This window comes from Mesorhizobium sp. M5C.F.Ca.IN.020.29.1.1, assembly GCF_003997375.1.
Classification (GTDB): Bacteria; Pseudomonadota; Alphaproteobacteria; order Rhizobiales; family Rhizobiaceae; genus Mesorhizobium; species Mesorhizobium wenxiniae.
Genome location: NZ_RZSW01000119.1, coordinates 1 through 13,460, shown reverse-complemented (window position 1 = coordinate 13,460; position 13,460 = coordinate 1). Strand labels below are relative to the sequence as shown.

15 protein-coding genes are annotated in these 13,460 nt (G+C 63.6%); 6 read left to right on the top strand and 9 right to left on the bottom strand.

Going from position 1 to position 13,460, the window contains the following annotated elements:
• A partial coding sequence (locus EOA85_RS12490) for an FAD-dependent oxidoreductase (protein WP_127209618.1) occupies positions 1–854 on the bottom strand: 854 nt, incomplete at its 3' end.
• Positions 855–1,119: 265 nt separating this feature from the next.
• Here EOA85_RS12490 and EOA85_RS12485 point away from each other — a divergent pair.
• Positions 1,120–1,914 (top strand): lytic transglycosylase domain-containing protein, encoded by a 795-nt coding sequence (locus EOA85_RS12485; protein ID WP_065007309.1) that lies wholly within the window; start codon positions 1,120–1,122, stop codon positions 1,912–1,914.
• Between the two features lie 115 nt (positions 1,915–2,029).
• Here the strand turns inward: EOA85_RS12485 and EOA85_RS12480 are convergent, their stop codons facing one another.
• Both EOA85_RS12480 and leuD read right to left on the bottom strand, forming a co-directional pair.
• On the bottom strand, positions 2,030–2,956 hold the full coding sequence (locus EOA85_RS12480) for a hypothetical protein (RefSeq protein ID WP_127209617.1): 927 nt from the start codon (positions 2,954–2,956) through the stop codon (positions 2,030–2,032).
• Positions 2,957–3,017: 61 nt separating this feature from the next.
• The gene (leuD, locus tag EOA85_RS12475) at positions 3,018–3,623 is read right to left on the bottom strand and encodes a 3-isopropylmalate dehydratase small subunit (RefSeq protein ID WP_065007311.1); all 606 of its coding nucleotides are present in this window, start codon (positions 3,621–3,623) and stop codon (positions 3,018–3,020) included.
• A 153-nt stretch (positions 3,624–3,776) separates the two neighbouring features.
• Between leuD and EOA85_RS12470 the strand changes: the two genes are divergently transcribed.
• Positions 3,777–4,202: a GNAT family N-acetyltransferase gene (locus EOA85_RS12470; RefSeq protein WP_127209616.1), complete on the top strand. Its 426-nt coding sequence runs from the start codon at positions 3,777–3,779 to the stop codon at positions 4,200–4,202.
• A gap of 158 nt (positions 4,203–4,360) precedes the next feature.
• The gene (locus EOA85_RS12465) at positions 4,361–5,119 is read left to right on the top strand and encodes a DUF72 domain-containing protein (RefSeq protein ID WP_348627900.1); all 759 of its coding nucleotides are present in this window, start codon (positions 4,361–4,363) and stop codon (positions 5,117–5,119) included.
• On the opposite strand, the gene EOA85_RS12460 is transcribed toward EOA85_RS12465, so the two are convergent.
• From EOA85_RS12460 to EOA85_RS12445, 4 genes are all read right to left on the bottom strand, one after another.
• Positions 5,068–6,234 carry an FAD-binding oxidoreductase gene (locus EOA85_RS12460; RefSeq protein WP_127209614.1) on the bottom strand — a complete coding sequence of 389 codons (1,167 nt, stop codon included), beginning with the start codon at positions 6,232–6,234 and terminating at the stop codon, positions 5,068–5,070. The two genes, EOA85_RS12465 and EOA85_RS12460, sit on opposite strands and share 52 nt — an antisense overlap.
• Before the next feature lie 63 nt (positions 6,235–6,297).
• Positions 6,298–7,800, bottom strand: coding sequence for a HAMP domain-containing sensor histidine kinase (locus EOA85_RS12455; RefSeq protein WP_164759620.1), 1,503 nt, complete (start codon positions 7,798–7,800; stop codon positions 6,298–6,300).
• Between the two features lie 59 nt (positions 7,801–7,859).
• The gene (locus tag EOA85_RS12450; protein ID WP_065007316.1) at positions 7,860–8,555 is read right to left on the bottom strand and encodes a response regulator transcription factor; all 696 of its coding nucleotides are present in this window, start codon (positions 8,553–8,555) and stop codon (positions 7,860–7,862) included.
• Positions 8,556–8,558: 3 nt separating this feature from the next.
• Positions 8,559–10,106 (bottom strand): DUF4173 domain-containing protein, encoded by a 1,548-nt coding sequence (locus EOA85_RS12445; protein WP_127209613.1) that lies wholly within the window; start codon positions 10,104–10,106, stop codon positions 8,559–8,561.
• 298 nt (positions 10,107–10,404) lie between these two features.
• Here EOA85_RS12445 and EOA85_RS12440 point away from each other — a divergent pair, with 298 nt between their 5' ends.
• Entirely contained in the window at positions 10,405–11,301 is an 897-nt protein-coding gene (locus tag EOA85_RS12440; RefSeq protein ID WP_164759619.1) for a CoA ester lyase, read from the top strand.
• 25 nt (positions 11,302–11,326) lie between these two features.
• A complete protein-coding gene (locus tag EOA85_RS12435) occupies positions 11,327–11,533 on the top strand; it encodes a DUF1737 domain-containing protein (protein WP_127209611.1) in 207 nt (68 codons plus the stop codon).
• A gap of 10 nt (positions 11,534–11,543) precedes the next feature.
• On the opposite strand, the gene EOA85_RS37420 is transcribed toward EOA85_RS12435, so the two are convergent.
• Positions 11,544–11,681, bottom strand: coding sequence for a hypothetical protein (locus EOA85_RS37420; RefSeq protein WP_164759618.1), 138 nt, complete (start codon positions 11,679–11,681; stop codon positions 11,544–11,546).
• Between the two features lie 270 nt (positions 11,682–11,951).
• Positions 11,952–12,374, bottom strand: coding sequence for a metallopeptidase family protein (locus EOA85_RS12430; RefSeq protein ID WP_029349504.1), 423 nt, complete (start codon positions 12,372–12,374; stop codon positions 11,952–11,954).
• A gap of 173 nt (positions 12,375–12,547) precedes the next feature.
• On the opposite strand from EOA85_RS12430, the gene EOA85_RS12425 reads away from it, so the two are divergent.
• The coding region (locus tag EOA85_RS12425; RefSeq protein WP_127209610.1) for a hypothetical protein at positions 12,548–13,460 on the top strand (913 nt) is incomplete at its 3' end.

Sequence of the window (13,460 nt, the reverse complement as noted above, 5' to 3'; positions counted from 1 at the left end):
TGCCTGGCCAGCCGCTCGATCAGCAGGTCGTCGAAGGGCGCCAGCCCGAGCCTTGTGCCCCTGATTTCGACCGGCAGCTTGGTCAGCATGCCCATCGGCAGGTCGAAGAAGGCAGCGAAATGTGCGTCGGGCAGCGCCGGCGAGAATTCGATCTCCTCGAAGGCGAGCACTGCCGGCGAGGCGGTGACGATGGCCGCCTTGGCGCGGATGGTGCCGCGATCGGTGACGCAGGCGACGCCAGGCACGTCCCAGAGGATTTTCCGCACCGGCGTCGACAGCTCGACGGGCACGTCGGCGCCGAAACGGGCGACCAGTGCGCCGAACCCCTCCTTGGTGAAATAGTTCGGATCGAGATCGGCGGCGGCCTGAAAGTCGCGGATCGAGATCTCGTCCTCGTCGGCGCCGAAGTCCATTGGCCCGGCGAAGGTGGCGGCGGCGCGCGGCGCATGGCCTTTGGCGAGCAACGCCGAAAGACGGTCGTCGTCGCCAACCTTGACCTCATGCGCCGCCAGAAGCTCGAACAGCCTGCTATCGGCCGCTTTCATCGCGGCCTCTTCGTCCTCGCTCGCCTTTCGATTGCGATAATAGAGATGATCGACATTCATGTCGTGATGGTGAAGCGTCCAGCGGGCAGCTTGCGCCTCCGGAAAGTAGGGATTGCGGTCGGCCGCGTGCAGCCAGGCGCAGCCGATATCGAAAGGAATGCCGAAATGCTGATCGCTGGTCCAGGCGCGGCCGCCGATACGGTTCATCGCTTCGAACAGCTTGAATGAAAGGCCGGCCACACGCAGGGTCTTGGCGGCGGAAAGTCCCGCCGAACCGGCGCCGATGACCACGACGTCAACGTCTTCCATGAATATTTTAGCCCCCGCCATAATAATTACTTGATCGTAGGCAAGTTCTCCGGCATTCGCCAGCGCTGCGGTGAGGATGCGTAAACGAGTTCTTAGCGCGGCGGCTCGAAAATCGGTTCCGATTCTCGGAAAGCACGATGCGCAGATTGTAAAGTGCTGGAGCGTACTGCGTCGAAGCGGGCGCACGTCACTCCAACAGTGACAAGCGGGCGTTTCGCTGGCAAATTCGTATTCGGGACAAGATCCAGGCAACCAGGAGAGCAACATGGCATTTTTTGCCAAGGGAAAGATTTTCGCGGCGGCGGCATCGATGATGCTTGCGGCGGCAACAGGCGCACAGGCCGCCCAATGCGGCAATACGGGCGCGGGCTTCGAAGCGTGGAAGGCGGAGTTCGCGCAGGAAGCAAAGGCCAGCGGTGTAGGCTCGAAGGGTCTGGCCGCTCTGGCACGCGCGACCTACGCAACAAAGACGATCGGCGTCGACCGCGCCATCCATAAGGCTTTCAGCGGCTCGGTGGAAAATTTCATGAAGCGCCGTGGCGCGTCCACCATCATTTCCAAGGGCCGTTCGCTGAAGAAGTCGAACGCAGCGCTGTTCGGCAAGATCGAACGGACCTATGGCGTGTCGCCGGGTGTGTTGCTCGCCATCTGGGGTATGGAAACCGGCTTCGGTTCCTACTTGGGCAAGCAGAATACGGTCTCCGCCATTTTAACGCTTGCCTATGATTGCCGCCGCCCGGAGTTCTTCTACCCGCATGCTGTTGCAGCCCTGAAGCTGGTTGATAGCGGCGCTTTGAGCGCCTCGTCGGTCGGTGCCGCGCATGGCGAGATCGGCCACACGCAGTTCCTGCCGGGGAATGTTTTGACATATGGAGTTGGCAACAAAAATCTGCGCGACAAGGCCACTGCGTTGGCTTCCACCGCCAACTTCCTCAGAGGTCATGGGTGGCGGGCCGGCGCGAGCGCGCAGGCGAATATGGGCGCAATTGCTGGCTGGAATTCCGCGAGCGTCTATCAACAGGCCATCGCCCGCATGGCCACGGCGATCGATGGCGATTGATAGAAATCTCTGTTCGACGGAAAGCCCGGCCATGCGCCGGGCTTTTTTGTGATGCTCCAAGGGTACGACAGCCGCCGCTCGGCCCGCCTCGGGAACGAAGGCGCGAAGCAAGAAGCTAATTCGGCGAGCCGAGCGCCTTGTCCATCGCTTCCCTGACCTCGGCGGGCCACGTGTTCATAGCTGGCCACGCGTCCGGCTCGGGCTTGTCGCCACGGCGGGCGAAATAGAGCTTGGGGTTGGCCGGATCGACCGCCATGAAGCCGTCATTGCCGCCGCAATCGTGCGACACGCAGCCGCTGGCATAGAAGGCGCCCGAGGCGGTTTTCTCGGTGCCGCCGCCGACCAGCAGGCTGGTCGCCATCTCGGGCATCTCCTTGCCGAGCAGCGTCTCGGCCAGCCTGAAGACGGCCTCGTTGTGGAAAGCGTCGACGACGTTGTCGTATTTCGACGGATCGACGTCTTTCCAGTCAGTGCCGGACTCCGGCATATAGGTGAGATTGCCGGAAGTCGTCAGCCCGTCCGTCGGCGACCATTGCAGCGCCGGCTTGGAAACGCCCGGCAGCAGGTAGGGCACGAAATAGATGGCGCTGTCGGAGATCGCAGCCGGCGGTGCGCCACATTCATCCTGCTCGACCGTGATGCTCTGGATGGTGCCGCCTTCTGGCTTCCAGACGATCACCGTGGCCGGGCCGCACTGGTTGCCGCCATCGCCGACATCGACCAGCGCGACGTTGACCCCGCCGACCTTGACGATCTTGTCGAACGACACCTCGTAATTGCTGGCCAGTTGCTTGCCGTCATAGGCCAGCACCTTCTCGCCATACTCTTCCTGCTGGGTGATGGTCAGCTGCCCACTCTCGAACGGGACCCGTGCTTGGCTGTCATCGTCGGCTAGGGCCGCATTGCTCGACGCGCCCAGGTCGGCGGCCCCGGACGCATCGTCAGCCGCCACGAGCACCATATCGGTCTGTGCATGCGCGCCAGCCACCGGCATCAAAATCCACGCCAGCGCGCAGGCGCCGGCAAGAAGCGAACGTGTCATGACTGTCCCTCCGTTCAGCCGACACGAACCCGGCCTGGCGCGGCCGGGTTCATCGTACCGTTCAGGCCCAGGGTCGCAACTCGGCGTTCTTCTTCTCGAACGAGGCGATGGCGTCGGCCTTCTCCATGGTCAGGCCGATATCGTCGAGCCCGTTGAGCAGGCAGTGCCGCTTGAAGTCGTCGAGGTCGAACTTGACCACGCCGCCGTCCGGTCCGCGGATTTCCTTGGCTTCGAGGTCTACCGACAGCGTTGCGTTGGAACCGCGCGAGGCGTCGTCCATCAGCTTCTCCAGATCCTCGGGGCTGACGGTGATCGGCAGGATGCCGTTCTTGAAGCAGTTGTTGTAGAAAATGTCGGCGAACGAGGTCGAGATGACGCAGCGTATGCCGAAATCGAGCAGCGCCCACGGCGCATGTTCGCGCGACGAGCCGCAGCCGAAATTGTCGCCGGCGACCAGAATCTGCGCCTTGCGATAGGCGGGCTTGTTGAGCACGAAGTCGGGATTTTCCGAACCGTCGTCCTTGTAGCGCATTTCGGCAAACAGTCCGCTGCCGAGCCCGGTGCGCTTGATCGTCTTGAGATAATCCTTGGGAATAATCATGTCGGTGTCGACATTGACGATCGGCATCGGCGCGGCAACGCCGGTGAGCTTGGTGAATTTTTCCATGGTCTTTGCCCGTCTTCTTTTCTCTGCGGGGATGTGTTTGCGCCCGGTTTACACAAAGCTGCGGGCAAATAAAAGGCGGCTGTTTTCGGCTGGCCTTGGTCCTGGAGCACAGACGGCTTCAAAACCGCCGCCCTATGGTGCACCTTGGCCGGCATGACAACACGTCCCAAAGTTCTCTACGCCAGCGAACCGACCCTCGACGCAGCCGAGTTCCGCCGCGTGCTGGTGGAATCCGGCCTCGGTGTCACTCGGCCTATCGATGACGACGTCCGTCTGAAGGCGATGCTTGCCAATGCCGATCTGGTGTTGACGGCGCGGCTCGATACGCCTGGCAAGCCGCTGATTGGCCTCGCCCGCGGCATCACCGACTTCTCGTGGGTGTGCTATATTTCCGAGCTCGCCGTCTGCAAATCGGCGCAAGGGCTCGGCATCGGCAGGGGCCTGCTCGACGAAGCGCGGCGGCAGCTCGGGCCATCCGTCGCCATGTCACTGATTTCCGTGCCCGACGCCGTCGGCTTCTACGAGCGGATCGGCATGAAGCGCATGCCCGACGCGTTCTGGTTCGCCCGCGAGCGCTGACGGACGCATTTTTCTGCCGGCGGGGGCCAAGCAGCGGCCGAGCACGCGGAATAGTGCTGACAGGTGAGCGCCGGCCGCATGGTCTCGGCCTAGTATCGCTCCCTTGACCTGCGCAGTGCCCTGTCCACATCTCCAGCATGGAAAAGCATCGATGCTTCGTGGGCACGGCCGGTTGGGGCATCCCGTCGCGCTACAAGGATCTTTTCCCGGGATCCGGGGCGCATCTCGAGCGTTACTCCGGCCGTCTTGCCGGCGTCGAAATCAATTCATCCTTTTATAAGCCGCACCGCCGTGAGACCTATGAGCGTTGGACGCATTCGGTCCCGGAAGATTTCCGCTTCTGCGTGAAGATCCCCAGGGCCGTGACACACGAGCATCGGCTTGCCGACTGCGAAGACCTGATCGGGGCATTCCTCGGGCAGGCCGGAGGCCTAGGCCGGAAGCTCGCTGTGCTGCTAGTGCAGTTGCCACCCAGCCTGTCCTTCGAGCCGCGTGTCACCGAGGAGTTCTTCGGTTTGTTGCGAAAGCAAACCGGCTCGAAAATAGCTTGCGAGCCTCGTCATGCGAGCTGGTTCGAACAGGACGCCGATGCGCTTCTGACCGGCTTCCGTGTAGCGCGTGTGGCAGCCGATCCGGCTCGCGTTCCCGCTGCAGCCACGCCATCCGGCTGGCCGGGCCTCGTCTATTTCCGCCTGCATGGCGCGCCGCGTATTTATTACTCGGACTATGACACTGACAGCCTGATCGCGATCAGGCAGCGGCTGGATGCGGCGAGTGCGGCGGGCGCTGAGGTCTGGTGCATTTTCGACAACACGGTTAAGGGCCATGCGCTCGGCAACGCCCTTGCCATAGACGCGATGGCGCCTCAGATCACGTTCAATTCGCGAAACGCCCGCCCCTCCGCGACACGGCTGTAGCCAAACGCCGCGCAATCCACCGTGCGGTAGCCGCCATGCACGATCAGCTCGGCCAGCGCCTTGCCGACCGCTGGCGCCTGCTGCAGGCCGTGGCCGGAAAAACCGTTGGCGAACAGGAAATTTCTGACCTGCGGATGCGGGCCGATCACCGCGTTCTGGTCGAGCGTGTTGTAGTCGTAATGGCCGGCCCAGGCACGCGTCGGCTTGATCGCTTCGAAGGCGGGAATGCGGGTCGCCAGCACTGGCCAGATCACCTCTTCGAACAGCGGCCAGTCGGGCTCGAAATCGCCGGGATCGGCGGGGCCGTCGCCCTCTTGCGGCTCGGCGCCGCCGGTGATGTAGACCGAGCCTTCCGGCCTGACATAAATGCCGCTCGGATCGACCAGCAGCGGCATGTCGGCATATTTCTCGCGCGCCTCGAAGATGAAGACATTGCGCTTGCGCGGTTCCACCGGCAGTACCAGTCCGGCCATTGCAGAAACCTTGCCGGCATTCGGCCCGGCGGCGTTGACGACGATGCCGGCCTCGAGCCGCTCGCCATTGTCGAGTTTGACGCTGGTGACGCGGTCGCCCTGCCGCTCGATGCCGGTCACCTCAGCGGTGACGAAATCGATGTTTTTCTCGCGGAGCGCCTTGCGGAACAGCATCAGCATCGCATGCGCGTCGAACCAGCCCTCGCCGCTGCGGCCATAGGCGCCCGCGGTGATGCCTTCAGCCGATAGCCATGGGAAGCGACGCACCAACGCATCCGCATCCTCAAGGACGATGTCGGCGCCTTCGGCGATCTGCGCCTCGTGGTTCGCCTTGAGGATCGGCAGTCCGTTCTCGCCGGCGAGGATGAGATAACCGCCTTCGCGAAAGCCGATATCGGCGTCGGCTCCAAACTCTTCCGTCAGCCGCCGGAACAGTTTCAGCGTGAACTGCGACAGGCGGATGTTCTCGGGAATTGAAAACTGCTGGCGAATGGAAGCACAGGACAGCGTCGTTGCCGCATGGGCGAATTGCGGGTCGCGCTCGACCAGCGCGATCGAACCGGAAAACCCTTCCTCGCGCAGATAATAGGCGATCGAGGAGCCGACTATGGCTCCGCCGATGATGACGACGTCGTAGCGCACTTTTTTGCGTCTCCAGTTCTAGAGCATGATCCCGAAAGCCGGTTTTCGGAATCAGGCTCCAATTCATACAGCCGGCAGGATGATCTCGAAGCGCGTGCCGCGCTCGGAGTCAACCAGTCGGATCGTGCCATCATGCGCTTTCAGAAGGGCCAGCACGATGCCGAGGCCCATGCCGGTGCCGCCTGCATCGCGGCGCGTGGTGAAGAACGGCTCGAATATCCGCCCCCGATTGCTGGGCGAAATGCCGGCGCCGTCGTCGCTCACCAGAATCGTCGCCTTGCCGCCCGCGCTCGCCGCCGTGATCGAAACGAGCGTTGCGCCATGGCGCGCCGAATTGTCGATGAGATTGGCGAGCACGATGGCCGCGTTCTCGGCCGACATGCGCAGGCGGATATCGCCGCCTCCCTCGACACGGACCGCCAGCCTGTCCTCGGCCGGCAGCAGCGCCAGTGCGGCGCCAACCAACGTGCTTTCGCCGCCGGGCGCAAGATTTTCAGCGCGCGCCAGGTCGAGCAGACGGCGCACCAGAAGATTGAGCCGTTCGGCATCGGTGACGATGTTGTTCGAAAACCGCCGCCGTTCGCCCTCATCCATCGCGCTGCCCGAATCGCGCAGCAGTTCGGCCGCCCCCTGGATCGCGGTCAGCGGCGATTTGAGCTCGTGCGAGACATGCGTAGCGAAGGTCTGGATGCTGTCCGAGCGCGCATGCAGCTTTTCGGCCATGTCGAGGAAGGCGTCGGAAAGCGCCGCCATCTCGCGCGTGCCGTGATGATCGAGCGGCCTGATCGCGTCGCGATCACCGGCCGCGATGCGCTTTGTCCGTTCCATCAGCGCGTAGATCGGCCGGCTGACGGTGCGCAGGAAGACCAGGCCGATAAGCAGCGTGCCGCCGAGGATGGCGATCGCCGCCAGCCCCACCTTGCCGCGCTCGCCATAGAGGTGCTTGACGATGTTGTTCGGCGTTCGCGACAGATAGACCACGCCGGCGACCTTGCCGTCGACCGCGACCGGCATCGCGACGAAGACGCGGACTCTCGTACCGCGGCTGACCGAATAGAGCGATGGTGGCGGCTCGTCGGAGATCCTCTGCCGGAGCGCGCTGGCATAGCGGCCGGCCAGCGCCTGGCGAACCTCCTCGACGGCGCCGAGCGACAGGCCGATCTCCTCGCGCCCGGCGATGACGACGCCTTTGGGGTCGAGCAGCCGAAAGCCGGCAAGCGTGGTTTTCTGCGTCTCGGCAAGAATGCCCGACAGCCGCGCGCCGATCGCAGCGACGGCTGGATCCGGGGCGGTCGCGGTGATGGCGGGCGGCCGGGCCGGCAGAACGTAGTCGGAGGCAAGATCGAGGCGCGGCTCGATCGGCCGGTAGCGAGAGTCCGGATCGGTGGCACTGTCCGCAGGCACGGCCGCGCCGAGCTTTTCGATGGCGACGCCGGCGTCGCGGACCTCTTGCGCATAGATGGCGCCAACGGCCGCACCTTGCGCGATCAGCTCGGCCTCGGTCTGGCGGATCAGCTGGTTCTCGTAGAGCCGGAAGAAGAACAGGCCGACCAGCGGCAGCGCCATCACCATGATCAGGATGGCAACAACGATCGTGGCGAGGCGCGGCCGCCATTTATGCGCGGTCACGCGCCGCACCGGCCGAGCCGGAAGCCGACGCCATGCACGGTCTCGATCGCATCCGTGCAGCCGGCCGCCGCCAGCTTGGCGCGGATGTTGCGGATATGGCTGTCGACGGTGCGGTCGGCGACATGGATGTTGGCGGCATAGGCATTGGCCATAACCATGTCGCGGCCGAGCACATGTGCTGGCCGCGCCAGAAACCCTTTCAGGATGGCGAATTCGATCGAGGTCAGCACCAGCGGCCTGCCGTCGAAGCTGGCCGCGTGGCTAGCCGGCAGCAAAGCCAGTCTGCCATGCGAGAATTGCCGGTCGTCGGTCTGTTCCGCCTTTGTCGGGCGGGCGCGCCGCAGGATGACCTTGACGCGTGCGACCAGTTCACGCGGGCTGAACGGCTTGGTGACATAGTCGTCGCCACCCATTTCGAGCCCGAGGATGCGGTCGATTTCTTCATCACGCGCGGACAGGAACAGCACCGGCACATCCGATGTATGCCGCAGCCGTCGGCAGACCTCCAGCCCATCCATCTCCGGCATGCCGATGTCGAGCACGACAAGATCGGGCGCGCGGCGCCCGATCGCCTGCAATGCGGCGGCGCCGTCCGATACGGCAACCGTCTTCATCCCCGCCTTTTCGAGCGCAAAGCAGATGATTTCGCGGATATGCGGATCATCGTCGGCGACAAGGATGTTGTGCGGCATGGATCAGCGGCCCGGCGCGAAGGGTTCGGAGCCCTGAGGAACCACGAACGGGATATATGTGTCGAGAGTACGAAGTAGCCGCCAGTCGCGGAAGCTCCAGGCGCGCCAGTTTTCCTGGCCCGCGCGGTAGCGGGCCTGGTCCTGCCCAAGCAGACGGGCGAGTTGGCGGTAAGAGGGAATGCTGGCCGCATTCGTCTCGGCCTGATGCTCGAGGAAGCGATCAAGCGCCGGCCAGGCGCTGGGACCGAGCGAACGCAAATACCAGAAATCGAGCTTGGTGCCGCGGCCGGTCATTTCGAATGAGTGCTCGACATTGTAGTTGGCAATCAGCGCCGCGAAGTTGATGAAGGAGCAGGCATAGAGCGTCACCGAAAGCGTCAGAAGATTGGCGGAAAGCAGCCATTCATTGGATTTTTCGAGTGCGATGCGGGCGATGATCAGAGCAAGGCCCGCCGCCACCAGCCCCATCCAGACGAAGGCGGCGACGCGCCAGTAGGTCAGCGCATAGATGCCGATATAGAGATCGAGCCGCAGGATCGACGAGATGACCAGCACGATGTTCTGCGCCACCCAGACATAGACCAGCCAGCGGATAAGCGGATCGCTGGAGGTAGCACTTCCCGGCCGCAGCGCCGCCAGGACGAAGCCGGCGGCAAGCAGCGCCGTGACGATCAATGGATAGGCGCCGCGATGCGCATAGGCGGCGTAGGTCAGCCCGTCGGGAAGGGCGATGCCGCCCCACAGATAGGTGGCGTCGAGTGCGGTCTGCATTGCGAACAGGATGTTGAAGACGACCAGCGCGCGAAGGATGGCGGCCTTGCCGAAGACGATGTCCTCGATCGCCTTGGCGGGTTTTGTCGACACCCCGAGGGGGATAGGCAATGCGAGATGTGCAATGCGGCGGAGAAAGCGCGGCAGGCGCGGGCGCAGAAAGACCCAGACGCCGGCAAGCACGACCAGCCAGAACGCCAGCCGTGGCAGTTGGATGAGGTCGAGCAGTGCGTGGAGATCGATCAGCGAGAGCCAGTATTCGATAACCGGATTGGCGGCGCCGAACAGCGCGAGAAACACTGCGCCCAGGGTCAGCGGCATGATCCAGACGCCGATCGCCGCAAGGCGGATACGCCGCTGGCCAAGCCGCCGCGCCGCCTTGCGCCAGCGGAAGAAATCGTGGACGAACCGGAATGGTGCCGCGAGCAGGAAGAGCGCGACCTGGCCGGCAATGCGGGCAAGCCCACGCCGCAGCCGGCCGACCAGCCAAAGCGCGAAGACGACCATCGCCGCTAGCCCGATCGCGACGGACAGCGCACTGACATTTTCAATGAGCGGCAGCAGCCCGACAAGCAGGGCGGCGAGTCCGAGCCACAGGCCGCGGGCGCTGAGCGCCGAGGGATGGATGGCCGCGACTGCGGCGGCAAGCGTAGTGCCGAACAGGAAAAGCGTGATGCCGACCGGCTGCCCGTAGAAGAAGAAATCGGCCAGCGCGGCAAGCAGGACCGCAACGCCGAATCGCCCGCAAAAGCTCGGAGCGGCCGTAAGTAACGATGTCATGATCGGACGTTCTCAGCGGCTTTGATCCGGGCGGCATACCGGGGCGGAGATTTGCGGATGAAGGGGAAGAGAGTAGCCGAACGGTGCGCCCGCGGCGGATCTACGAGCCACCAACCGTCATTGTGGAGGCGGTAAGGCAGGGACCAACGGGATTTTTCTCGCACTTGCATGCCGCCCTTCTCGCCAGCCGAAATGCAGGCAGCGAGGCGGGTCCGAGGAGATTTTCGGGAGTTTTATGCAGTTTTCGTGCAGGCGAAGACCGCTTGCCTCGACCCGCCGCAGACGGCATAGATCGGACATGACGACCGAAACCTACCGCCCGCGCCGCTCAGTGCTCTACGTCCCGGCCTCGAACGACCAGGCGCTGGCCAAGATCTCATCGCTGGCCTGCGACGCCGTCATCATCGATCTCGAAGATGCGGTCGCCCCGGCCGACAAGGTTTCTGCGCGCGAAAAACTGGCCGGCATCTTCGCCAATCGCGCGGTTGCCAACCATAATGGCCGGCGCTGCGAGATGATCGTGCGCATCAACCCGCTCTCCAGCAAATGGGGCGCCGACGATTTGCTGGCCGCGGCACGCTGCGAGCCCGACGCCATCCTGCTACCCAAGGTCGACACGCCGCGCGACGTCCTCGAGGCCGGCGACGTGCTCGACGACAATTTCGCGCCGGACGAGGTGAAACTATGGGCAATGATCGAAACGCCCAAGGCTCTGCTCAACATCGGACCAATTGCCGAGCTTGGCCGCGATCCGGCCTCGCGGCTGGTCTGTTTCGTTGCCGGAACGAACGATCTGGTCAAGGAGACCGGCGTTCTGGCCACGCCCGACCGGCGCTATCTCACACCGTGGCTGATGCAGATGGTGCTCGCCGCGCGCGCCGGTGGCCTCGACCTGCTCGATGGTGTCTTCAATGAGTTTCGCGATCTGGATGGCTTCGCGCGCGAATGCACGGAAGCGGCCGCCATGGGATTTGACGGCAAGTCGCTGATCCACCCGGCTCAGATCGATGCCGCGAACCGGGCCTTCGCGCCATCTGCCGAAGCCGTGGCCGAGGCGCGCTTGGTGAAAGCTGCCTTCGCACTTGCCGAAAATGCCGGCAAGGGCGTTATCGCACTGAATGGAAAAATGGTCGAGCGGCTGCATCTGGCGCGGGCCGAAAAACTGCTGGCGAAGGCGGCCGCCATCGGGGCATGATTGGCAACCCACCACAGGAATGAAAATGAAACTCTACCGCTTTCTGTCCGGTCCGGACGATTCCAGCTTCTGCCACAAGGTGACGGTGGCGCTGAACAAGGGCTGGCACCTGTTCGGTTCGCCGACCTATGCCTACGACAAGCAGACCAAGAGCATGCGCTGCGGCCAGGCCGTGGTGAAGGATGTCGAGGGCCAGGAATACGGGCCCAACACCAAGCTCAGCGACTGGTAGGATACGACCGTTACAGAAGCTTTTCCCAGGCAGCTCTGATTTCGTTGAACCTTGCGTCTGCAAGGCCGTCGACGTCATCGCAGCTGAAATAAAGGATCGATAGCGCCGCATAAAGGCCCGGATAACCGGAGACGGTATCCATCTTCATGAGAATTTCGGCAACCGACAGTTGCTGGCGTTTAATGCTGGATATCGCGCATTCCGATATCATCGGTGCTAGTGGATGGTCGAATTTGGACAGCCAAAAATCGACTAACGCCAGGAGAATGGCGGGCTCGACAACAGTGTTTGCGGGTAGACGGCAAAGCTCATCGAGTGCAGCCGATGGCGGTTTGGATCAATTCGCGGCTCAGTGGATGTCGTTATACGGCCAATTGCAGTCGATCCGATTGGCAACTCTGCTTCCGTCATCTGGACACTATTCAGCTGCCTCTTCGATCCGCTCCATATCGTCGTCCGACAGGCCGAAATGGTGGCCGATCTCGTGGATCAGCACATGGGTGACTATGTCGCCCAGCGTCTCTTCGTTCTCGGCCCAGTAGTCGAGGATGGCGCGGCGGTAGAGCGTGACGCGGTTCGGCCCCTCGCCGGTCTGCGGATTCCAGCGCTCGGCGATGCCGCGCCCCTCAAACAGGCCGAGCAGGTCGAACGGCGTTTCCAGCGACAGGTCGTCCATGATCTCGTCGGTCGGGAATTCGGCGATTTGGATGACGATCTCGCCGGTCAGCTTGCGAAATTCCTCCGGCAGATGGGCATAGGCCTCCAGCGCCAGGAACTCCATTTCCTCCATCGACGGCGAAAGCTCGGCGTGCCAGGTGCGGGTTTTGTAGATGCGGGCCATGCTTTGTCCTTTGATCCCGGCATATAGGCTTTCGAGCCGGAGTCGGCAAATGGCCAGGTTGCAGCCTTTGCGCAGACAGGAATAAATTCCCCATGACTCCGCTTGACTCTTCGGGCGGCCTCTGGAATCAATAGGAACATAACAGGAACAATTGTGAGTGGAAGCTGACCGTCATGGCGACAAGCGCCGTGGCGCGGGAGACTGTTTTTGCCCTGCGCCGACAGATCGCGAAGATCGAGGGAACGCTGCCCGAGCGCCTGGAGGCGCCGGCCCGCGCAGCTCCCGTTGATGCGGATGTCACGCCCCGAGATCTAACAATCGTCCGCCGCGGCCTCGCCGTGGCGCCGCCCGATGCGTTTCTGCGCACCGGCGCGGAGGGTCTCGATACTGCGCTCAGCGGCGGCCTGCCGAAGGCGGCGCTGAGCGAGATCCATGGCGCCGCGACACGTGATGCCGGGGTTGTCGCCGGTTTCGCCCTGTCGCTCGTCAGCCTGATCCTCAAACAGGAGCCGCCGCGACTGCCGGTCCTGTGGATCGGCACCGCGGAGGTCTTCCGCGAGGCCGGCTTCCCCTATGCCAGAGGGCTTCATGGCCTTTTCGGGATCGAGCCGGAGCAATTGCTGTTTTCCGAGGCGCCAAGGCTCCTCGATGGGCTGTGGGTCGCCGAGGAAGCCGCCCGGATGACGGCGCTCGCCGCCGTCATCCTCGAAATCCGCGGCAGCCCGCAGCGGCTGGACCTCACCGCGACGCGGCGGCTGCACGCCCGGGCACAGAGCGCCGGCCGGCCGGTGTTCCTGCTGCGCCAGGCCGGCGAGGCCGAACCGACGGCGGCATCCGTCCGCCTCGTCCTGTCGGCTGCGCCGTCGGCACCACGCCAGACGCTCGCCGGGCCGCTCGCCGGCTCGATCGGCCGCCCCGCCTTCACCGTCAGCATCGGCAAGAGCCGCACGGCCTTGCCGGGACAATTCACACTGGAGTGGAACCCGGATGAACGCAATTTCGAGGAAAGAAGGGCCGGGGAAGAACGGGCAGCGAATCCTGTCCCTGTGGTTTCCGCACCTCGCCGCGGAAAGGATCCTGCGGCAG

What these genes read in the sequence shown, in the direction of transcription:
- EOA85_RS12485 (WP_065007309.1), top strand. Translation starts at nt 1,120, where the DNA reads ATGGCATTTTTTGCCAAGGGAAAGATTTTCGCGGCGGCGGCATCGATG.
- EOA85_RS12480 (WP_127209617.1), bottom strand. Translation starts at nt 2,956, where the DNA reads ATGACACGTTCGCTTCTTGCCGGCGCCTGCGCGCTGGCGTGGATTTTG.
- leuD (WP_065007311.1), bottom strand. Translation starts at nt 3,623, where the DNA reads ATGGAAAAATTCACCAAGCTCACCGGCGTTGCCGCGCCGATGCCGATC.
- EOA85_RS12470 (WP_127209616.1), top strand. Translation starts at nt 3,777, where the DNA reads ATGACAACACGTCCCAAAGTTCTCTACGCCAGCGAACCGACCCTCGAC.
- EOA85_RS12455 (WP_164759620.1), bottom strand. Translation starts at nt 7,800, where the DNA reads ATGGCGCTGCCGCTGGTCGGCCTGTTCTTCTTCCGGCTCTACGAGAAC.
- EOA85_RS12450 (WP_065007316.1), bottom strand. Translation starts at nt 8,555, where the DNA reads ATGCCGCACAACATCCTTGTCGCCGACGATGATCCGCATATCCGCGAA.
- EOA85_RS12445 (WP_127209613.1), bottom strand. Translation starts at nt 10,106, where the DNA reads ATGACATCGTTACTTACGGCCGCTCCGAGCTTTTGCGGGCGATTCGGC.
- EOA85_RS12440 (WP_164759619.1), top strand. Translation starts at nt 10,405, where the DNA reads ATGACGACCGAAACCTACCGCCCGCGCCGCTCAGTGCTCTACGTCCCG.
- EOA85_RS12435 (WP_127209611.1), top strand. Translation starts at nt 11,327, where the DNA reads ATGAAACTCTACCGCTTTCTGTCCGGTCCGGACGATTCCAGCTTCTGC.
- EOA85_RS37420 (WP_164759618.1), bottom strand. Translation starts at nt 11,681, where the DNA reads ATGAAGATGGATACCGTCTCCGGTTATCCGGGCCTTTATGCGGCGCTA.
- EOA85_RS12430 (WP_029349504.1), bottom strand. Translation starts at nt 12,374, where the DNA reads ATGGCCCGCATCTACAAAACCCGCACCTGGCACGCCGAGCTTTCGCCG.